This window comes from Rahnella inusitata (assembly GCF_018288855.1).
Lineage (GTDB): Bacteria > Pseudomonadota > Gammaproteobacteria > Enterobacterales > Enterobacteriaceae > Rahnella > Rahnella inusitata.
The window spans coordinates 144,510-167,375 of record NZ_CP065025.1 but is presented as its reverse complement, the minus strand read 5'-3'; the positions used below and the strand labels follow the sequence as shown (position 1 = coordinate 167,375).

General features: G+C 52.9%; 12 protein-coding genes. 8 read left to right on the top strand and 4 right to left on the bottom strand.

From position 1 onward, the window contains the following. The first annotated feature begins 17 nt into the window (after positions 1–17). Both I2123_RS22645 and I2123_RS22640 read left to right on the top strand, forming a co-directional pair. Positions 18–725, top strand: a complete 708-nt coding sequence (locus I2123_RS22645; protein WP_244879948.1) for a DUF1266 domain-containing protein — start codon at positions 18–20, stop codon at positions 723–725. Then, entirely contained in the window at positions 722–3,385 is a 2,664-nt protein-coding gene (locus tag I2123_RS22640) for a DnaJ domain-containing protein (RefSeq protein ID WP_213052846.1), read from the top strand. The genes I2123_RS22645 and I2123_RS22640 overlap by 4 nt, the downstream gene beginning before the upstream one ends. Before the next feature lie 51 nt (positions 3,386–3,436). Here the strand turns inward: I2123_RS22640 and I2123_RS22635 are convergent, their stop codons facing one another. Continuing rightward, the gene (locus I2123_RS22635) at positions 3,437–5,128 is read right to left on the bottom strand and encodes a molecular chaperone HscC (protein ID WP_213052845.1); all 1,692 of its coding nucleotides are present in this window, start codon (positions 5,126–5,128) and stop codon (positions 3,437–3,439) included. A gap of 192 nt (positions 5,129–5,320) precedes the next feature. Here I2123_RS22635 and uraH point away from each other — a divergent pair, with 192 nt between their 5' ends. From uraH to I2123_RS22620, 3 genes are all read left to right on the top strand, one after another. Next, on the top strand, positions 5,321–5,731 hold the full coding sequence (uraH, locus tag I2123_RS22630; protein WP_213052844.1) for a hydroxyisourate hydrolase: 411 nt from the start codon (positions 5,321–5,323) through the stop codon (positions 5,729–5,731). A 293-nt stretch (positions 5,732–6,024) separates the two neighbouring features. Further along, positions 6,025–7,251, top strand: a complete 1,227-nt coding sequence (locus tag I2123_RS22625; protein WP_213052843.1) for an MFS transporter — start codon at positions 6,025–6,027, stop codon at positions 7,249–7,251. Positions 7,252–7,385: 134 nt separating this feature from the next. Then, on the top strand, positions 7,386–8,786 hold the full coding sequence (locus I2123_RS22620; RefSeq protein WP_112167924.1) for a M24 family metallopeptidase: 1,401 nt from the start codon (positions 7,386–7,388) through the stop codon (positions 8,784–8,786). Between the two features lie 43 nt (positions 8,787–8,829). On the opposite strand, the gene I2123_RS22615 is transcribed toward I2123_RS22620, so the two are convergent. Continuing rightward, positions 8,830–10,266, bottom strand: coding sequence for a glycoside hydrolase family 1 protein (locus tag I2123_RS22615; protein ID WP_112167923.1), 1,437 nt, complete (start codon positions 10,264–10,266; stop codon positions 8,830–8,832). Positions 10,267–10,578: 312 nt separating this feature from the next. Between I2123_RS22615 and I2123_RS22610 the strand changes: the two genes are divergently transcribed. The 3 genes from I2123_RS22610 (at position 10,579) to I2123_RS22600 (ending at position 14,555) form a co-directional block, all read left to right on the top strand. Beyond that, positions 10,579–12,786, top strand: a complete 2,208-nt coding sequence (locus I2123_RS22610) for a DUF4401 domain-containing protein (protein WP_213052842.1) — start codon at positions 10,579–10,581, stop codon at positions 12,784–12,786. Then, the gene (locus I2123_RS22605) at positions 12,773–13,309 is read left to right on the top strand and encodes a GDYXXLXY domain-containing protein (protein ID WP_112167921.1); all 537 of its coding nucleotides are present in this window, start codon (positions 12,773–12,775) and stop codon (positions 13,307–13,309) included. The genes I2123_RS22610 and I2123_RS22605 overlap by 14 nt, the downstream gene beginning before the upstream one ends. A gap of 313 nt (positions 13,310–13,622) precedes the next feature. Then, positions 13,623–14,555: a LysR family transcriptional regulator gene (locus I2123_RS22600; protein WP_112167920.1), complete on the top strand. Its 933-nt coding sequence runs from the start codon at positions 13,623–13,625 to the stop codon at positions 14,553–14,555. A gap of 120 nt (positions 14,556–14,675) precedes the next feature. Here the strand turns inward: I2123_RS22600 and I2123_RS22595 are convergent, their stop codons facing one another. After that, positions 14,676–15,581, bottom strand: a complete 906-nt coding sequence (locus tag I2123_RS22595; protein WP_213052841.1) for a LysR family transcriptional regulator — start codon at positions 15,579–15,581, stop codon at positions 14,676–14,678. Between the two features lie 376 nt (positions 15,582–15,957). Beyond that, complete coding sequence (locus I2123_RS22590) at positions 15,958–22,365, bottom strand: autotransporter outer membrane beta-barrel domain-containing protein (protein ID WP_213052840.1); 6,408 nt, start codon at positions 22,363–22,365, stop codon at positions 15,958–15,960. Between the last annotated feature and the right edge of the window lie 501 nt (positions 22,366–22,866).

The window sequence follows — 22,866 nt, the reverse complement described above, 5'->3', positions numbered from 1 at the left end:
CACAGGAGAAATTCTCAGTGATTGATGATTCTGCACGGCGCTGGTTGCTCGCGCTCTCAGCCCCGATGGTGGCGATAAATGCCGGACCGGGTGCCGATTACGGCTGCGATAAATTTTATCCCTTTGATACCAGCGTTGACCTGAGTGAGAGCTGGGGCATTGATTCCCGAGAGCAGTTGTTTGAGATGATTCTAAGAATGGTCGACAACGGCCATGCGGATGATCTGGCCCATTACTTCAGACTATGGCACCGTCTGAGCCTGACTGAGTGGCACAATTATGCGGCGCATCAAACGCCGGACGTACAGGTCCTGCTGGCACTGGTGGCAGACAGCGCCGTCATGTGCGGTGACGGCGGGATCCGCGCCTGGGATTTAGCAAGGATGGGCTTTCTTTGCCGTATCGGGCTGCTTAACGGCTGGATAACGCCGGAAGAAAACGTCTGGCTGCACAGCCGTCTTGCGGTGCGCGCCCGTTACTACTACACCAGCTGGCAGCGCTATAACGCCGGTTTTATCATCGGAAGACTCTACTGGCAGTCACTCAACGCCTCTGAAGCCGATGCCCGGCGTTATGCTTTTAGCATCGACGCAGGCAGTACCACCAACATTGAATTAATGCGCCAGCTTTATACGCATCCGGAGAGCCCGATGCCTCAACTTCCGTGGCACATCACGATGATTGAGATGGACAAACCCGCATCCTTACCGGAGATGGAGCTATGAGCAGCCAGCCATGTTGGGAAATACTGGGCATCGAACCGACGCAGGATCAGCAGCTGATCCGCCAGGCCTACCGCGATCTGCTGCCCACGTATCACCCCGAAAATGATCCGGAAGGTTTTAAGCGTCTGCGTGAGGCCTATGAACAGGCGCGAAAAGGTGTGGATGAACCCGCAATCCTGATGCCGTTTGAGCCACCGGCTCCCCCGCCAGAGGCGCCAGCCGCCGATCCCACCGGGCTTATCGACGCCTTCAGCGCACTTATCCATTCTCCTGCTGAGCGATATTTGCCGGTGTCTTGGCTGCGGTTTATCAGCCAACTCGACGATCACCCCGTCACCACTGTCGATAAACTTCGCTGGCCGTTGCTGGAAGCCGTTTTGCAGGTGAATTTTGTTTCTGCCGACTGCCTGATGCTGCTGGCCAACCGCCTGCAATGGCGGATGCGCTTGCCGGAACTTGAGACTGAAATGGCGCAGCGGGCGGACGACTTGCTGAATTTTGCCGAGGGCGGCGATATTTTCGATCTCTCCACCCTCGCCTCTCTCACTCTGGCGGCGCAAGACGAAACGCTGGGCTATTTCCATCAGGTCCGGCATTTTTACTGGGAACAACCGACCGGCTGGTTGCGATACCTGCTGGAGGAACCGCGCGTGATGTTCTGGCCATCATGCCCGCGCCTGATGAACCAGATGGCACGCTGGTTTAATTTAGCGGCGTTGTCGAACGCGCAGCTGCGTGACTACTGTCTGCAACAGCTTGAACTCAATCCGGATGACCCGGAGTGGCTTTATCTGAGCGCCAGCCACAGCAGCATGATGGGCGATGATGAAAGCGCGTTGCCCCTGTGGCTACGTCTGCATGAGAATCATCAACATGCCGAAGCCGAACAGTGGCTGCTGGGGTGGTGTGCACGTCATTATGCGGATTATCTGCCCCTGCTGATCCAGGCACTTGACCGCCCGGATATTCCGCCGGTGGAAACCGGTGCCGGGGAGGATGAATATGCTTACCGGCCGCAGGCACAATCACCTCAAACTCTGGTGCGCTGGGCAGCCGCGACGCTGGTCGAGGTTTCCCCGCTGGCCGCTGACTTTATCAGCTGGAAATCGGGCCGTTATCGCCCGCAGATTATGTTCCCGCATCTTATGCAGGAAGATGGCACCGATGACCTCCTGCACCTCTACTGGCAGGCGAGTATGCTGACGATGGGCAATGAAGCCTTATTACAGGCGATCCTTGACCAGCCACTCCCCGCGATGCCGTTGCAGGCGACCCTCTTACGCGGCCTGCAGCGACAGGCTGCACAGCGTCTGGCATGGCTTCAGGGCTCGCCGGTGCTGGCGCAGTTCAGCACATGGCTATATGCAGCCGATGAGACACCCTTGCCGGAGATTTTTGCCGACAGCGATTCTGCTGCCTGGGAGCAGAGCATTGCCTGGTTGTGGCACTGGCGGCCGCTTCCTCCTCACAGCCTGAGCAAACTGGCGCAACATCCGGCGTATGGCGAGAGCGTATTGCCGGCGCATACCAGCTGGCTGTGCTATCTCATCGAGAACGCGGATATTGATCTGCCGGAAGACGGTCAGACGTCGCCGCATGACGCGCTGCGTCAGGTGATGTTGCTGGAAACAATGCTCGACCTGAAAGTCGACAACATCGCCCTGCTCAGCAGTCTGAAAGATTTTCCGCTGGATGAGCAGCATCCCTTCTGGTCGATGTATGAGGTGTTTACCCGAATTGACCCGGCTCAGGGCGACGAAGTCGGCCAGCTAAAAAGCCATCTGATTCTGGATAACTCGCTGCATTTCAACTGCTGGACCCGGCTGCCGGTCAGTATCGAAGAATATATTGCCCGTAGTGATGAAAGCTCCTCCAGCTCGGCCCACTATTTCTACCGCTATCAGCCAGAGTGGCAGGAACGGCTGGGACAATCCCCCTTCCCTTATCAGGCGTTGTATCACGCGGTATTTCTGTCGCATTACAATGCACGTTGCGCCGAGGACAATCTGGCGGAACTTGAGGCGCTCACCGCCACTTCGCCGGAGGAAGTGGCCTTCAAACAGCAATTGCTGGCGCGCCAGTTGCCGGTATTTCCGACGGACGAAAAGCTTGCCAGCGGGGCAATCTGCGCATCGGCGGTCGCTCAGGGGATCCATCAGTCAGACAGTAATCCGGAGTATTTGCTGGATGATAAACTGAGTACCGCTGCCCGAAACTGTGCGGACGATCCGTCGATGGATATCGCGTTAAGATTAGCGGCAGCAACTCTGCTGCAGGTCAATACCACCCGCCAGAATGAGTTCAGCCAGTACCCGCAGCGCCGCAGTTATTTCTGGCAGTTCTGGCGAATTAATTCACGCGTTGGACGCATGGGGCTGGTTTTGCAGATTGTGCTGGGGAGCGAGCTCGCTATCATGCTGGTTAACGCTATTCTTGCGGAGGGGCAACTGGCGAATACCGCGCTGTCGGCGCTGTTGGTCGTGATGAACCTTTACAGCGCCGTTGTGCGCCGTGGGCGGGATCTGGGTCTGGCCAGTGCGGATAAACTGAAAGAGATTAAAATCCCACCGCTCAAATTGCTGGGAATGTATCTGTTTAAGCGCGGAATGTCTGAACCAAACCGCTATGGCCCGCCGCCCGGCTGGCGGCGAAAAAAATAGTCAAAAAATCGTGTATGCCGCCCTTCTTACCGGGCGGCATACCTTTTCACGTTATAACGTTAATTCCGCAAGCAGACCTTCGAGCCGCTGGCGCAACGGCGAGATCCGACTTTCCTGTTGGCTGGCTAACTCCTTTTCGAACTCTTCCAGCCACACTCCTATCTGCCCGCGGGTATCGCCCAGCGATTGCGCCCAGGCTTTCTCTAAACGCGCCAGCAGATTGCGGTTTGCCAGCGTGTCGCGGGGGTGAATTTTCACCGCGGTTAATCGCTCACGGCTACGCTGTTGCTGTTCAGGGCTAAGGCCAATCGGACTGTGGTCGATCACTTTACTCATTGTCTCACCGCTGTCGGGCAAGTTCACATCCACTTCCAGCAATCCGTTAATGTCATAACTAAAACGCACGTCGATATTCTGTAACGCGCCGTTAGGTTTGACCGGCACCTGCAATTCATCAATAAAGATGTTATTTGCCACCAGAGGATTCTCGCCCTGATAGATAGCAATACGGATAAACGTCTGGTCGACATGACGGGTGGTGAACGTCTCCACCCGCGAAGCAGGCACGACCGTATTGCGCTCAAGGATCGGGGAAAATATCCCGTTCCTTTGCTCGCTGGCGGTGGCAATGCCCAGCGTATAGGGGCAAACATCGGTGAGGATCACCTCTTCAATATCCTCATTGCGCAACCGACAGGCCGCCTGTGCGGCGGCACCCAGCGCCACAATGGTACCGGGATCCAGATGCTGATGAGGTAATTTTCCGAACAGTTTGACGACGAGCTTTTGAATCACCGGCATACGCGATGCCCCGCCTACCAGCACCAGATGATCAAGCTGCTCCGGACGCAGGCGTGCATCGTGCAGCGCCTGTTCTACGGGGGCGCGCAACCGGGTCATCAGCGGCAACCAGATCTCTTCCAGTTTCTGTTCGTCAAAGGAGAGCGTCCATGCCTGATCCTGCCACTGCCAGCACAGCTGATGCGTGGCATTATGCTGACCGAGCTGGCATTTTAGCTGTTCAGCACTGTCGTACAGACGCGCCAGCTCGGTCGCGGGAATTGCCACGACATCGAGTTTCCACTCACTGAGACAGGCTTTAATGATCGCCTGCGTAAAGTCTTCGCCGCCCAGATAGTTGTCGCCCGCCGAACCATGCACTTCAATCAGCGGCAGATCATACTCGAGCACCGTGACGTCAAAGGTTCCACCGCCGAGATCAAACACCAGCGTGCGGCCGGTATTCTGGGTGTGCAACCCGTAGGCCATCGAGGCGGCGGTAGGTTCGTTAATCAGCCTGACGGCATTCAGCCCCGCCAGTTCTGCGGCAAAACGGGTCTGTTTGCGCTGTTCGTCGCTGAAATAGGCGGGAACCGAGATAACCACATCGGTGATGTCATGGCCGAGATAGGCCTGAGCATCCGCTTTCAGGGATTTAAGCACCAGCGCCGACAGCTCCGGTGCATCGAAGGTTTGTGTATCAAGTCGAAACTGTTTTTTGCTGCCCATAAAACGCTTAAAGAGCGCCGCTGAACGCTGCGGATGGGTTGTCAGACGCGAAAGTGCCGGGCGGCCAATTAACATACGGCCATCGTCATCCAGACTCACCACTGAAGGCGTCAAAAATTCATTCAATGCATTGGGGATTAGCCGCGCCTCACCGTCTTGCCAGACACTGATCAGACTGTTGGTGGTGCCTAAATCAATGCCAATCGCCGGGACAGCCATCTTCAGTTCCGTCATGATTCTTTCTCGTCGGGGATGTATTTCGGATGAATAATGACATAAATGTCATCGTTTTGACACGTGGTGGTTAACCTCAGGAAGGTAATATTTCTTTATTCAAACAGTACTGAAAAAACAGGCTGATAATAAATCACCGATTTTCATTCTTTGAATTTAAATATCAACATTTCAAATAAAAAAGGAATTCACATGACCTCCATTAAAACCTTATTCGCTGGCCTTTTTTTGAATGTCGCCTGCCTGACCTCGGCATTTGCAGCGAACCCGCTGAGCGTTCACGTACTGAATTTGCAGGACGGACTTCCTTCTGCCGGTGTCACCGTGTTGCTGGAAAAACAACAAGGTAATCAGTGGGTCCGCCTGAGTGACGGTGTCACTAACGATCAGGGTCGGATCCCAGCGCTCTATCCAAAAGACGGGACGATGGAAAAAGGGAATTACCGTGTGACATTCAAAACAGGCGAATGGTTTGAAAAACATCACACCCCGACATTCTTCCCGGAGATCCCGGTGATATTCAAAGCTGACGGTTCTGTTCCACACTATCATATTCCCCTGCTGGTCAGCCCTTACGGTTTCTCCAGTTATCGCGGCAATTAATAGGCGTTATATAACAGACAGAAAATTTAATAATGGCCGGGGATCCGGCCATTAACTCTCAGGTCAGGCGTCGGCCTGCCATTGTCAGCCTGCTGTTCAATTCCCCAAAAAATCCCGCTGCTGGTCAGAAAAAACCTAAAATAGGGTCTTTGCGCGTTTTTTTCTCATAGACGACCCTGTATGACTGTCTTTCTTTCACTTTTGCACGGTATACAGAAGGAGATACATTCCGTTGCGTACCCTTTTTGACCATTCAAACGGGTAACGAGCATGAATATTGCCTGAGGCTGTTTATGAAATTACGTTCCCTGCAAGTTCTCTGTTTGCTCAACTTTTTCATCGCCGATGTCCGCGACGGGCTGGGGCCATTTTTAGGCATATTTCTGGTGTCCCATCACTGGCGGGCGGAAGAGATTGGTCTGGTTATGACGCTCGGCGGTCTGGCCGGATTAGTCGCCACGTTCCCGTCCGGGATGATTGTGGATGCCACGCGTTATAAGCGACTGTTAATTATCACCTCATCCCTGCTGATCACCCTGAGCACGCTGGCCCTGTGGTACTTCCCTGTCTCTGCCGTCGTGATTGCCTCGCAAATCATCACGGGTTTAGCAGCCGCGATCGTCGCACCCGCCATTGCCGGGATCACCCTGGGGATCGCCGGTCAGCAAGGTTTTTTGGGACAGATGGGCCGAAACGAAGCTTTCAATCACGGCGGTAATATGGCGGTCGCCGTGCTGGCGGCGGTGACATGCTGGATCTGGGGAACCGGATCGGTATTTTTACTGATGACAACAATGGCGGTGTTTACCGTCATAACGACATTAGCGATTAATAAAAACGACATCGATCATAATGTGGCGCGCGGTAGTGAAAAACACGATGGCCTGGCCGTTTCTGTTCCTTTTTTTGCGTTGCTGAAGCGGCCTGAGCTGGCCGTAACGGGCTTTACCCTGCTTCTTTTCCACCTGGCCAATGCGGCACAATTGCCGATGCTGAGCATGCAGGTTGCCTCTTCCCCTTCTGGCTCTATATTCACACCGGGCACTTATGCCGCACTCACCGTCGCTATCTCTCAGGCCGTCATGATCCCGGTGGCTCTGCTCACTTCGCGATACGCATCTCAGTATGGCTATGCAAAACTTATCGTCATTGCGCTTATTGTGTTGCCTTTTCGGGCTGCCATTGCGTCCTTTTGGAGTAACGAGTTCGTGTTATTTCCTGTGCAAGCGCTGGACGGCGTGGCCGCGGGTATTTTAGGTGTTGCCATCCCTGGGCTGATTGCCTCGTTGTTTAATGGCACAGGTCATATCAACGCAGCACTTGGCCTTGTGATGCTGCTGCAAGGGCTGGGCGCCTCGCTCAGCCCGGCGCTGGCCGGTGCCATTGTCAGCCATACTTCCTGGAGTTTTGCCTATCTCATTCTTGGAGGAATTGCCCTGTGTGCCCTTGCCATCTGGCTGATCTTTTGCAGGCACGTCTTTCATTCGGCAGGTGGCATGAAGAGAAATCAATCGGCTTAGCGTTCATTATTTATTGGCAGGCCAGCTCGCTGAGGGTTGTTCATCCCCGAAAGCCGCAAACGGCTTCGGAACGGGATAAGATAGCCGTAAGATCTCAGGCACTACCCTATTTTATTCCGTTAAGGAGAATGGCAATGACCTCGTCACAACCCCGTTTTGAACTGACCGCTGTCCCGTCGCCAAAGACGTTTCCCCATGTGAAAATGCCTGTTATCAGCGACAACGTGATGGCGCTGCGGCTGAAGAAGATTCTGACGGCTATGCAGCAGCATAATCTCGATGCCCTGATCATCTATGCCGATAAAGAACATGGCGGGAATTTTGAATACCTTGCTGGCTTTATTCCCCGTTTTGAAGAGGCATTGCTGATATTGACCGCTGACGGACAACTTAGCTACGTGATGGGAAATGAGAACCTCAAGCTGGTGCCTTATGCGCGAAACAGCGGAAAGTGTCTCCATGCGCCAGCCTTTTCGCTGCCGAATCAGCCGATGGATAACGATGCTCCGCTGACTGAGGTATTGGCTCAGGCTGGTTTGAAGCATGAAAACCGGATTGGCGTCGTTGGCTGGAAGTTGTTCACCAGCAAGCTTGGCGATAATCAGTATCAGTTCGATGTGCCTGCTTTCATTCTGGAAGCGGTTATCGACATTGCCGGAAAACGGGAAAACGTGGTCAATGCCACCTCGCTGTTTATCTCTCCCGCGCACGGCGTACGCCGTTTAAATACAGCCAGCGAAATCGCCTTTTATGAGTACGGCGCAAACCTGGCTTCCACCAATATATTGGCTGCGCTGGATGAGATTGCACCGGGGAAAACGGAGAAACAGATAGGTCAGTTGCTGTCTGCCGATGGGCAGCCGGGCAACGTCGTGATGATCGCCGCCACCGGTGATCGTTTCGCTAATGCCTGTTTGTATCCGACGGATAAAGAGATCCGCCTCGGAGATAAATTCTCGCTAACGGTCGGGTTTAAGGGTGGGCTGAGCAGCCGTTCGGCCTATGTCGTGGCAGCACAACATGAACTGGCGCCTGCGGTGGCGGACTATCTTTCAGCGTTGGCCATTCCTTACTATCACGCGGTTACCACCTGGCTCGAAACGCTTCAACCAGGCCTGACGGGCGGTGAACTTTATCAAACCATCGAAAACGTGATGCCGAAAGAGAAGTTTCACTGGCATCTGAACCCCGGTCATCTGGTGGCCGATGAAGAGTGGCTCTGCTCCCCTGTCTATGCGAATTCAACGATCAGGCTTGAGAGTGGGATGATTTTTCAGATAGACATTATCCCTTCGCTGCCCGGCTACGGCGGATGCAGCATTGAAGATACTGTTGCGCTGGCTGATGCCACACTGAGAAACGAGCTGCAAAGCCACTTCCCGGAAGTCTGGCAACGGATGGAAACGCGCAAAGCCTATCTGCGGGATGTGCTCAATATCAGGGTGTCAGAGGACGTGATTATCCTGTCTAACACGGTGGGATATCTGCGCCCTTTCCTGCTTGATAAAAACCGGGCGCTGGTTCGTCAGCGCTGACAGGCATTTTGAGGGCTGACGACGATGTCATCAGCCCGCATCCTCAGCTCAGGTCCTCACCGTTCGTCGCGATGACTTTCTGATACCAGTGGAATGATTTCTTCCTGTAACGGTTGCCCGTGCCGCTGATGTTATCGTCGAGATCGACATAAATCAGCCCGTAGCGTTTGCTCATCTCACCGGTAGACATACTCACCAGATCGATACAGCCCCACGGGGTGTATCCCATCAGTTCCACACCGTCTTCAACCGCATCGGCCATGGCTTCAATATGCTGACGCAAATATTTAATGCGGTAATCATCGGCAATGTAGTGGTTTTCATCTGGCTTATCGATAGCACCCAGCCCGTTCTCAACAATGAACAGCGGTTTCTCATAACGGTCATAAAGCTGATTGAGCGCAATACGAAGTCCCACCGGATCAATTTCCCAGCCCCACTCGCTGGCCTCCAGGAAAGGATTGCGTGCGCCGCCGAGCAGGTTTCCCTCGGCAGATAATGCATCCGGATTGGTTTTGTTGATGGTGGAAGACATGTAATAGCTAAACCCAATGTAATCCACTGTATGTTGTTCAATAAGCGCCAAATCCCCCGGCTGAATGTCCAGTTCTACGCCCTTCGACGCCCAGAGTCTTTTTGCGTAGTACGGATACTTACCGCCCGCCTGCACGTCGGCACAATAAAAATTGAATGCCTGAGTCTCTTTCAGGGTCTCAAGCTGATTAACCGGATCACAGTCGTAAGCATAATTCGTCGCATAGAGGATCATGCAACCTATCTGAATCTTGGCATTGGTTTCATGGGCAATTTTCACCGCCAAACTGCTTGCGACGAACTGGTTATGCCACGCCTGATATTTGGCCTGATCGTCGAGTGCGCCAGTTTTTACGGTCAGCCCCTGACTCATAATAGGAAAATGCGCCGCGCTGTTGATCTCGTTAAAGGTCATCCAGTAGTTAACTTTATGGCCATAACGCGTCAGCACCGTGCGGGCAAAACGCTCAAAGTGACCTATAAGTTCACGGTTTTTCCAGCCACCAAACTCTTTCGCCAGATGCAGCGGCATTTCATAATGGGAAAGGGTGATAACGGGTTCAATGCCCTGCGCGATGCAGGCGTCGATAACCTCATCATAATGTTTCAATCCCGCTTCATTGGGTTGCTGCTCGATGCCGTTGGGATAAATTCGGGTCCAGGCAATTGAAAACCGGTAACACTTGAAGCCCATTTCCGCAAACAGCGCAATGTCATCCTGAAAGCGATGGTAGTGATCAATACCCTTGTGATTAGGATAAGTATGGCGCGTTGTATCAAGTGAGAAATCAAACTCAGGCGAGGAGACAATACTTAACCGTTTTTTTCCTCCGGGGATGGCATCGACTATCGACAGCCCTTTGCCGTCCTGATCGTATGCCCCTTCAACCTGGTTGGCGGCCGTCGCCCCACCCCACATAAAGTTTTGCGGAAACTTCTCTTTCATCACTTCCTCCTTAAAATCCCGCTCTGGGATCGACTCAATAACGTCTGTCTGATCATTGCTGCCAGCCACATCAACCGCGGTACATTGTCCATGGGCTGACCAATGGGCTAAACGATACACTGTAACGTCCCGACGGAGAAATAAAAGCAGCGATTTCAACGGCCCTTTGAAGATCAGCCTGAGTTCGGTAAAACAGAAATTTGAACGCTAATATTATTGCAAGGTGTTATAAAACCTACGCGGGGTAAACAAGGCTGACTCCTGCAAAAGAATGTTCTCTTACATGCAACCGTGACAAAAGGCAGGGATATCATGAATGACATCGCACCAGATGACATAAGCTGGATGCCTTCACGGACGGCAAAGTATCTTTGCCGTCAGACGGAGCGCTTAGTAAAAGGAGGTAGCCTTACCCCTGATGCCTGTCAGCGTATTTACTCTTTTTGCGGTGTGCGGCCTGGAACTGGCCAGTGGCGGACATTCCTCATCCCCGTGCTCTTTAGCCTGGGTTTATTGTCACTGGTTACCGGCGCTCTGTTTTTTGTTGCCTGGAACTGGGCTGATATGCCGAAGATCACCAAATTCGCACTGACCGAATTATTGATCGTCGCGCTGGCTGCCGTTGTCTGGTGGCGCTGGTATCACCGCGCGGCGCGCAGCGCTTTGCTTGTGGTGGGATTGAGCTTCGGCGCCCTGTTTGCTTTGTACGGGCAGGTGTATCAGACCGGCGCTGACAGCTGGGAGTTGTTCAGAGCCTGGCTATGCGTTCTCCTGCCACTAGCGCTGATTGGGCGGCAAAACAGTCTGTGGTTTTGCAGCTGGCTGGTTGCTAATCTGGGATTTCAACTCTATTACATCACGTTGTCGTTGTCCTTCGTGGACATCTTATCGTTTGATATCTTCGTCCACCTTCCCACAGCGGTGCTCTGCAGTTATTTGGCTGCGCTGGCGTTGTGCCTGATTTTCCGGGAAGTGCTGGCCTTGCGGGCGATAAAACATCATCCCGAAAGCTGGCTGGCGAGCCGCTGGTTCTCCCGGCTTATGGCGGGATTTTTGTTACTGCTGCTGACCTGCATCGTCGCCGGAAACATGTCCGGTTGGGGGCGTGATACCCCCCTTACGCTTATTACCGGCTTCTGGTTAATCACCTTACTGGCGGGCTATTACCTGTATCGTTATCGCTATCCGGATCTTTGCATGCTGACTCTGGGTACTGCCAGCCTGACGGTCACGGGCTGCGTCCTGATCATGCAATTGTTTGATAACTCATACGATGTGGGTGATCTGTTTCTGATCGGTTGCCTGATGGCATTGTGGGTGGCTGGCAACGGTGCCTTACTCCTGCACTGGCGGCGCAAGCTGTATGAACGCGCGCCAGTCGACGTAGCGCCTGCTGAATTAACAGCGCTGACAGAAAAATTGCTTCAGCATGGTTTGCTGAACCAGACGCAGATTCAGGAAATTCAGCAGCATGATCACTCCTCCCATCTTCCCTGGTATCTCAGGCTTGCGCTGAGCATCGGTGGCTGGGTGGCTGCCATGATCATTCTGTTACTGCTGGCGTTGATTCTCTATATGTCCGACTTGCTCAACGACCCTGATGCAACCACCGTCATTATTCCTTCCTTGCTCCTCGCGGCCATCGCGGGCGGCCTCTTACGCACACAGGGAGCGGGAAAACATCATATCGGACTGGCCTGGGCGATTGCGGCGACGTGCGGGCTTTGTGTCGGTGTCTTTATGCTGGTCGAACCCGACGGAGAAACCTTTATTCTGGTGAGTTCTCTGTGCGCTCTGCCGGTGCTGGCCGTGATGGCAATGGTTATGCCCGATCGGACATACCGGTTTATGGCCATCACTGTTATGACGCTTCTGTTGATTCTGTCGGGGCATTCCCTGACCAGTCTGTACTTACCGCCCGTCAGCGGTTTGTGTGCCATTTCGGCGCTGGTCGCCTGTGTCATGATTTTTTGGTTGTGGATCGTCAGGAATCAGCTGAATTTGCAGACGGGTCCTTTTGTTGAAGGGGTTCATCCGCTTATACATGGCATTCCTGCGGGTCTGATTTTACTGTGCTTCCTGGGAATAAATGCTGAGTTTATCTCGGATATTTTCTGGTATACGCCGCAGTTTTCTACTCTTCAATTGGGTTTAGGTGGCGGCATTGCGGCAGGCTTAACATTCAGTGCGCTGTACCAGAGAGTGGTTGAGAAGACGCATTTATCACTATTCACTTTACCGGCTGCGATCCTTTGTGGCGCTGCCGCCGTCTATGCCCCCGGTATGGGGCTGGGTCTGTGGCTGTTACTCATGGCCCGTTATCAGGGGAGTCAGGGGAGTCTGCTGGTCAGTGGTGGTTTCCTAATGCTGTATGTTTCGGGTTGGTACTACTTCCTCGGTGTCACTCTGTTGCATAAATCTTTGCTGCTGTTGGTCAGCGGTTTGGTTTTACTGGTGCTGACATGGGTGGTCAAAAAGTTTTTACCTGCACACAGCGGAGGTGCCTATGAAAACCAATAATCTGAGGAAATGGCTGGCCGGAATGGTGATATTGCTGGCGCTGGTGGCCGTCAATGCCGGGATCTGGCAAAAAGAGCGGATACTGAAAATGGGAGATGTGATGATTTTAGAACTTGCCCCGGTTGATCCGCGCTCTCTCATGCAGGGCGATTATATGGCGCTCAGTTATGCCATTACCCGACCTTTGCAGCTGGAGCTAGATCAGCAACATCAGGTCTGCAACTCCGTCCCCTCCACGCCTTGTTTACCCCTTAGCGGGAAAATTATTGTCGATCTTGATACGCAGCGACAGGTCACTCAGGCAAGGTTTGATCAAGGCCACCCCCTTAAAGCAAATCAGTTACGGGTGAAATACCATATGAATTCCGGTTCGCTGACAGTAGGCACCAACGCTTATTTCTTTCAGGAAGGCCACGGTGAACGTTTCGTCCATGCGCGCTATGGGGCATTTCGGGTGAGTAAAGACGGTACAGCATTACTGACGGCGATGCTGGATGAGAGAGGTGAAGTGATTGAGCCGTAACTGAGCGACTTGTTGTAAGTTTTCCCGTGGGTGATTTTGAACTTTTGTTTTTCCACGGGATATCGCTATAGGATGAGGAATATGCAGATCTGATCCTGATTGCGGCCAAAGTTGGATTCATTCAATAAAGCCCTTATCGGATTAAAAGTAATACAAAAATAGTTCGTTGTTAGATGCCTGATTTCATAGAGTAAATTTTCAGCACGATTAAAGTGATCCTCGATTTCTTCTGCTATAATTATCAAAAATACGTTATTACCTTTAGGTTTTATCTGGTTTTAATAAAAAAATATCAATCAAATCAGGCGATTAAATGTCAAACAATTCACTTATCGCGAGTATCGCAAAAATTAAAGGTTTCGATTTAAACCTGTTGCTGATTTTCGAGGCCATCTTCATTCATAAAAGCGTCTCCAGGGCCGCTGCGTTGCTAAGTGTCAGCCCTTCTTCCGTGAGTCAGTCACTGAGCAGGCTTCGTAGCTATTTTGGCGATCCATTGTTTATTCGCGAAGGCAAGGGGCTGGTCGCCACGACGGTTGCTGAGAATCTGCACATTCATTTGAGTGATGGTTTTAGTCAACTGATTAACAGCCTCGACTATTTTTCGGATACCAGTACAAAAAGCAAATTCGTTATACACTCGACACCCTACGCGGCAATGCGTTTATTGCCAGACATTTGTGCCAAAATCCTGGAGGATAAGCTCAGTTGTGAAATTAGTCATATAAACTCGGACGCGCTTATTGACTCTGTCGAGGATGTTTTGATTTACCGCAAAGCGGATATTGTTTTTGATAGCAAGCCGTATTACAACTTCTCAACGATAACTGAAGTCTATTTGACTGAATACCCTGTCCCCGTATGCCGTAAGGAGCACCCGCGACTGGCGAACAGATTGAGGGCAGAGGATATTGATCATGAAAGTTTTACTTTTTTGAACGCGGGTTCTGAAGGCGTAAAGCGCATGCAAAATGGCATTTTAGATTTCTTCGGACATCGTGACTTTTTCTTCAGCAGCAGTTCAATTATTGCTAATACTTCCGTTATCGAAAAGTCTGATGTGGTTGGATTTATTCCACGATGGTTTGCCGAGAAGTTTAGTCACAGTTTCAATATTAAAATTCTTGAATGTGATTTCGTCCCTGAGGCAGTTCCTTTATATATGACCTACAATAAAAGCTCGCTGAAAAATCCAAGTTTTGTGGCGTTGTTGAAAATAATGAATTCGCTAAAAGAGCTCGTGTAGCAGTTCCGCGATGATAGAAAAAAAACAGGCTGATCTCGGTGCTTTTTTTTCTGGCCGGGTTCTCATGGGGAACTGCGCACTTAAATGACTTATTATTGTTGAGGCGGTAATATCATTTCCTTAGCGCATCTTTTCCATCTTCTTAAGAAGAATGCTTTTGTTTTTGGATTTTTTCAATTCTTTCAAATAGCTCATATAGAGACTAGGTTTTTTGAACCCAAGGTTAAAGTTATAGTTCAATGATTTAACATTGAATGAAGCGCACAGCTTGAGATAAATATTCTGCGGCACGGTGCAAATCATATCGCTGACTTCGACAACGGCAAGGAGATCCAAATAGTAGTGGCTGCAAAAACCAATTATTTTATCTTCGTTCTGAATGTGTTGGCTGTAATCACTTTTTCTCTCGTGGATTGACGGGGCTTCTAACACCGCGTGAGTTTCCTCGGTATACTCTTTCAGGCTAATGGAATGAGTAAGACGTGGGTGATTGTCATAACAAACAATACAATACTCTTCCATGAACAGTCTTCTGAAAAATATATCAGGGTGTTCAACAGGAGTATAGTCGAAAATAATATCCACTTCATTGTCTATCAGAAGACTGGTGTGATCTTTCCTTGAAATGGGTAAGTCAATGTGTTTGATTGAAACGAATGGCAAATCTTGAGTAAGCTGGAATGCTAAAGGGATCACATTCGTTGCAATATGTGGTGAACATGAGATAAGCAGCTGACTCTGATCACCGTCATTGTTCTCCAGCTCATTGGTGATGTTATTTTTTTTAAAATTTTTCTGTATTTCCCGATGTAAATTCCTGGCGAATTTAGTGGGTTCAAGAGCGTTCTTTTCGCGAATAAACAGAGGGTCTGAATATAACTCTCTTAATTTCTTTATCGCCATACTGACTCTTGATGGCGTCATATTGAGTGATAGTGCTGCTTCTCTCATGCTTTTGCGGTTCATTACCACATCAAAAATGTGCAAACGTTCCAGGAAAGCCCTATTATTTTTGTCATGCTCCATGAGGAATATCCTTATCCTGATAGTTTTATGGCCTTGTACATTCTTACAACCTAAATATTTTCCTATATCACCAGTAATTCACTGAACAGGTTAACGTACACCCAATAAGAAGCATAAATTGCGTGCGTAATTTTAACTCAGGTGAGTTCATTAGTCTTGAACTATGGATTAATAATCACATACGGATTATTTAACCATAACTAATGTTCTGGATGTTCAGTTGGGTCACGGAGGATGCAGGCCCAACCCGATATTACGGTTGCATGAAATGAGGAGATCACCCGAGTTTTCAGGTGATCTCCGACGTTTAGAACATCCTTTTTAAAATGTCAGTGACTGACCTCTGAGACGGTATTCCTGACTGCGTTTGCTTTCCTTACCAGGAGTACTTACCGCCCACTTGTCCCTGCACGCTGGAGTAATCATCCTTGCCCGCCTGAACGCCGGTATTTATCCATAACTGCCAGTTTTCAGTGACGTTGGTCTGGGCACCCACTTTCACCTCATAACGATTGACCGGAATATTCTGGTCTACCGTCGTCGCATCCATTTGAATGCTGTTGCTGCTGCCGCCGTGCCACCAGTTCAACTCAACGTAAGGTTCGGTGTGGCCCGTTGTGTCTATTTTTCCGTAAACACGCCCGCCTAACCGGGTCGTTACTCCGCCCGAGTCCTTGCTATGAATTTGCGTGCCATTGGCTTCACTGTGGTCACCCTGACTGTATTTGGAGTAAATCGTCTGGAACTGCGGTTGCAAATAAAGCGCGTGCGCCTCACTCAACGCAATGTCATAACCCGCTTCCACCGACCCGGTCCAGTTGTGGCTGTGGTACTTCTCTTCCGGTAAGTCACTGCCGTTGACCGAGTTATGGAAGGTGCCGTACTGCACCCAACTGTCAACGTACGGCCCGGTTTCCTGCTCCGCGGAGCCGCCATACCAGGTACCGTAAAGACCAAAGTTGTATCCCTTCAGGTTACTGTCCGTCGACCCGCTGACACCCCGTGAATCGCTGTGCGTATCCACGTCGGCATACCCGGTCATGATCCCGGCCTTTATCTGCTGATTACCAAAGTCATGACGGTAGATGTCACTACCAATCCGCAGGACTGCCGTGTCTGAACCGGTGGAAATCGCCCCGCCCGCCGCCTGGCTGTTGACCCGTCCTGCATCAAAGTGTGCCCAGGTCGCTGGCGCATCCTCGCCGGTCTGACGATTGCCACCATTGCGGTCTTGCATTGTCGTCAGGAATACGCTGTTGGCCAGGCTCTGGTTGGCCAGATAAGCCCCCGCCTCAGGACGCAGTACCGGTGCCCGTGGGGACGGGGCCGGAGTTGGCTCTGGCTCAGGCCCTGGAGTTGGCTCTGGGGACGGGGCTGGGGCTGGCTCTGTGGATTGCGAACGCAGATACCAGTTGCCGTCGTTCTCCGTCGGCGTGCCCTGATAGAGAGAGTACTCATAGGCACCAGCAACGGCACGGCCCTGCAGGGCAAAATTGCCATCAGACTGCCCCTGCACGTTCACCACCTCAATGCCGTTTACCGTCTCTTCGCCCAGACCGTGCATATTGTTCACGGTGACCTGGGTACTGCCGCTGGTGTTGCCTTTGATAATCAGCTCATCGGTGGAAGAACTGTCACCGTTCAACTCACTGTTGAGCCACAGCTGACCGCCGTCACTGTTATAGTTACCGTCCACCGTCAGCGTATTGCCGACGGCGTTGTTAGTCAGGTCAACCACCCCGTTGTTGGTCAGGTCTCCGGCAATGCGCAGCTGGCTTGGCGTATCGCTCAGCATGCCGATGTGACCACTGTTGACGACAGAGCCGCCGACGCTGCCGTTGCCGCGCAACGTACCGGCCGTCTCGACATACACTGTGCCGGTGCTGTCCAGACTGCCTGGCGCATCACCAATCTGCAGGGTACCTTGACTGATATGGGTGTCACCGCTGTAGGTCAGGCCATTGTTCACAATCAGCGTGCCGCTGCCGGTTTTGGTGAGCCCGCCGCTGCCGCTGATAGCGTTGGTCAGCGTCCAGTCGGTGGCGGTATCGAGCACCACCGTGCCGTTGTCGGTCACGCTGGACGTGCCCAATGTCCCGGCACCAAAAGCGGTTAACTGCGACCCGGTGGCCACATTGATATCCCCACTCAGGGTATTGAGGCTGTTTGTCAGGCTGACCTGAGCACTATCCTGCAAGGACAACGTACCGGCGCCACTGAGCTGATTGCTCAGGATACCGCTCGCACTGCGCAGCTTCAGGGTGCCGTCAAGGGCAATATCACCGGTGCCGAGGCCCTGAGTATTATCCAGCTCAACGTCTGCAGGTGCGGCTATCCGTGTCGTGGCACTCATTCCCGCATTCGCACCACTGATTTGCATCAGCCCCCCTTCCAGATTGAGCTGTCCTGCGCCGGTTAATGTGCCCTGACTGACACCTCCCTGCGCAATGGTCAGGACGCCGTTACCCATATTAAGGCTGCTGCCCGCCACACCATGCAGTGTAGTGATGGTCTGGGTTTTACCGTTGACGTCCAGATCTGCGCCATTGGCGATGCTAACGTCAGCCGTATTCCCCAGCGCATTATCACTGCCCAGCTGTAAAGTACCGCTGCTGATAACGGTATTGCCGGTGTAGTCGTTGTCGACATTATTAAGTATTACCGTGCCCGCACCCTGCACGTCGAAATTACCGGCACCGGTGAGCTGAGCACTGAGTACATTATCCTTACCCGGCTCATTTTGCAGAGCGAGAGTCTGGCCCGCGTTGGCCTCCAGTTTCAACAGGTCATAACCGATCCAGGCACCGTCGCTGGTCACCACAGCACCGTAATCATAGGTGGCAACACCGAGCTGAGTACCGTCGCTGCTAATATCCACCAGGGTTGGAGTACTGACGGGGGTAACACCATCATAATTGGTCAGAGACAGGTGATTACCCACGCCAGTGACTGTGCCGGTGGTATTGATCGCCTGTATTGTCCGGATGACATCCTGGTCAAAATAGGAGGCATCTACCGGAATGACCGGTGGTGCCAGCGTCGCAGGAACATTGACGGCTATCGAGCCTCCGGCGCTGGCATCCAATGTTTGGGTGGTCAGCGTATAGGTATCGGATGGGGTGTTATTAATCCTCAACGTTCCGCCGCCCGTCGTGAGCCCGCCAATACTGCGGTCAGCGTCCAGCGTCGTCATACCGTTTGGCGACAAGGCTAAAGTGGCGTTCGTCAGTGCCTGCGCGCCGTTGGCATCGAGCAACATGTTCCCTTGTTCCATTTGCACGGTGCCGGTGAAGGCTGAACCTGTGGAGCTGGCAAAGGTGAAATCGTCGTTTTTGCTGTTCTGGTTGATCTGCAACTTGCCGTTGCCGCTCAACGCATTATTGAAATCACTGCTGAAATTGTTCAGCGCAAGCTCGCTGCCTGCGCCGTCAAGTTGTACGCCCGCGCTGCCAAGCTGGGACGCCTGTGTGACGATAGCACTGCCGGTAATATCCCACGCTCCCGTAAAGGCGGTGTTATCGCCTCCCAGTGCAACATCCGTTCCGCTGATGCGTGCTTTGCCATCGCCGCTCACCGCGTTGGCAAAGGTGGCGTTACTGAAAGCCAGGTCAAGCGTGCCTGCGGCATTTATCAGTGCCGTACCGACCCCAATAGCCTGCGCCTTGGCCAGCGACAAGATGCCGTTATCAATCACCGTTCCCCCGGCGTAGGTGTTCGTGCCGCTCAGGGTCAGCGTGCCCGCGCCGTCCTTCGTGACGTTACCGGTACCGGAAATCACGCCGTTGTAAGCTGACGCATCGCTGCGGTTAAACACCAGCGCGGCGTTGTTCACAATATTGCCCGTCAGCGCACCGGACACACCGCCATTGCCGACCTGCAGTGTTCCCGAGGAAATCGTCGTATCGCCGGTAAACGTGTTATTACCGCCCAGCACGAGAGTATCCATGCCGGTTTTATTCAGTGAACCCGCACCGGAGATAACGCCGTCAAACTCACTATTCGCCGTGGCATTCACTACGCCAAGCGTGGCATTCCCGAGGGCAATGTTGCCCGCTCCGCTGAGGGCATTCACATTCTGGTCAAAGCCGTTCAGATCTAAGGTGGCTCCGCTGGCAACGTTGACACCACTGCTGGCATCCAGCGCGTGGGCAACGCCTGTGGTCAGGGTCCCGCCGTTAATTGCGGTAGCGCCGCTGTACGTATTCACGGCGGAAAGGGTTAAATTACCGTCGCCCGCTTTGGTCAGGCTCTTGCCGTCCCAGCCGGTGGCCGCGTTAGCCGCCTGGTCAGACAGCGTCACGTCAACGTTAAAATGGTCGGTCGGATCGCTGAGGGTAAAATTACCGTTTGATCCCGAGGTGCCGGACGTCCAGGCCAGTTCGTTGCCCACGCTGTAGCTCAGATTGTCAGCGGATTTTTTACCGTCAACCAGCAGGTAATCCGGGGAGTCGGTCACACCAAAGTTCACGCTGGCGAAATCGCCGGTGATACCCTGGGTAGTCTGCAATACGGTGGTACGCGACTGCGCCACTGCGCTGGCGCTGGCGGGCATGTCGCTGGACAAGCCGGCAACGGTGAGTGCGGAATCGGTGCCGATTGTGACGCTGTTGGCCGTTATCAGTGGCCCGCCCGTGGAGATATCAACATCCAGCTCGCCGTTGAGGGTAGCAGCACCGCTGGCGGTCAGCCGGGCGGTATCTTCCAGTTTGAGGGTGGACTGGGCGGCAACGTCGAGCGTGCCGGTGTTAAACTGGCCGTTTTGCGCGAAATCGAGAGTGCCCTGATTCACATTGACGGCGCCCTGCGAGGAGCCCGCACCGGTCAGTGTCAGTGTCCCTACGCCAGCCTGGGTCAGGTTCCCCGTCCCGCTCAGCACAGCATCTTCGGTATAGCTATTAGCATGGTTAACAACCAGGGTGCCGCTGTTGCTGATATTGCCTGCCACGCTGCCGGTGGTGCCACCATTACCCAATGAAAGGGTACTGCCGCTGTTGATGGTTGTCTTGCCTGTGTAAGTGTTATCCCCTGTCAGAGTCAGGGTGCTGGCTCCGCCATGTGTGAGGCCGCCAGTGCCGGAGATAATGCCGTCAAACTCACTATTCGTCGTGGCACTCACTACGCCAAGCGTGGCATTTCCGAGGGCAACACTGCCCGCTCCGCTGAGGGCATTCACATTCTGATCAAAGCCGTTCAGATCTAAGGTGGCTTCGCTGGCGACGTTGACACCACTGCTGGCATCCAGCGCGTGGGCAATACCTGTGGTCAGGGTCCCGCCGTTAACTGCGGTAGCGCCGCTGTACGTATTCACGGCGGAAAGGGTTAAATTACCGTCGCCCGCTTTGGTCAGGCTCTTGCCGTCCCAGCCGGTGGCCGCGTTAGCCGCCTGGTCAGACAGCGTCACGTCAACGTTAAAATGGTCGGTCGGATCGCTGAGGGTAAAATTACCGTGTGAGCCCGACGTGCCGGACGTCCAGGCCAGATCCCTGCCCACGCTGTAGCTCAGGTTGTCAGCGGATTTTTTACCGCCAACCAGCAGGTAATCCGGGGAGTCGGTCGTAGCAGCAGCAGAGCTCACGCTGGCGAAATCGCCGGTGATACCCTGGGTAGTCTGCATTACGGTGGTACGCGACTGCGCGGCCGCGCTGGCGCTGGCGGGCATGTCGTTGGACAAGCCGGCAACGGTGAGTGCGGAATCGGCGCCGATTGCGATGCTGTTGGCCGTTATCAGTGATCCGCCGTTGGAGATATCAACATCCAGCTCACCGTTGAGGGTTGCGGCGCCGCTGGCGGTCAGCCGGGCGGTATCTTCCAGTTTGAGGGTGGAGTGGGCGGCAACGTTGAGCGTGCCGGTGTTAAACTGGCCGTTTTGCGCGAGATCGAGAGTGCCCTGATTCACATTGACGGCGCCCTGCGAGGAGCCCGCACCGGTCAGTGTCAGTGTCCCTGCGCCAGCCTGGGTCAGGCTCCCCGTCCCGCTCAGCACAGCATCTTCGGTATAGCTATTAGCATGGTTAACGACCAGGGTGCCGCTGTTGCTGATATTGCCTGCCACGCTGCCGGTGGTGCCACCATTACCCAGTGAAAGGGTACTGCCGCTGTTGATGGTTGTCTTGCCTGTGTAAGTGTTATCCCCTGTCAGAGTCAGGGTGCTGGCCCCGTCTTGCGTGATGTCGCCGGTGCCAGAGATAATGCCTGCATAGGCGAGGTCATCGCTGTGATTGAATATCAGCGTACCGTTGTCAACGATAGCCCCGCTGACCATGCCGGTTGTTCCGCCATTCCCGAGCTGCAGGCTACCCGCCGCGACAGTTGTCAAACCCTGGTAGGTATTATCATTGCTGAGTATCAGGAGTCCTTCGCCGGTTTTAGTCATGGCCCCCGTTCCCGAGATGATGCCACTTTGGCTTGCCGCCCCGGCGTTAACTATCATGCCGGTATCCTGATTAAGCACGATAGCATTCTTCAATGAAACACCATCGAGGTAACCGATATCGCCACCGTTACCACTGATAGTACCGCCCCCCTGATTTGAACTACCAAATACTAAGGTTCCCTCTTCATCGCTCCAGTTAATATCCTGCGTAGCGGTACCATCAAGCGTCCAGGTGCTGGTTCCTTGTTTCTTAAATATTTCAAATCTTTGATATTGTGCCTCATTCCCAATCGTGCTGACGTCAAACGTATCGCCACCAGACTCGGGATTAGCCTCACCGCCCAGCACGAATGTATCCTCTGTATTACTGTTAGCAACGACCTTACCAGTAATGCTGGAACCTTCTTCCAAGATCAGGGTGTCCTGCACAAACGCGCCAAAAAGAATGGCAGTTCCCGTTCCTCCAATTATTTGACCTGAGTTAATTATCGTTAAACCACCGTAACCACTAATTGCGGTGCCCTTTGAGCTTATGACCCCGTCGTTAACCAGAGTTTGGCCGCTGTGGTCAAAGCTTATTGCCGGTGATGATCCCTCGTTAGTTATGGTGCCACTATTTTCAATGCTATTATCATAGAACAGCACGTTTATAGTAGGTTGAGCAGCGTTGGTTTGTGATACCAAGGCATCTTTACCGATCTTAATATGCGAGTCGCTGGTAGTTGTTATGGCGGCTGCTTTTTTTGATCCAGATATAACTTGCGCACCGGACTGCAAAATAATATTGGCATTGTCACCCGTAGTAATCCCCGCGTTACTCCCGGTGTTAAGAATAGCGTCGCTATCTATCGTTACCGTCGCACCGGTCACACTGCTAAAGTCCAGCGTGCTACTATAAGGATTGGGGGAAGA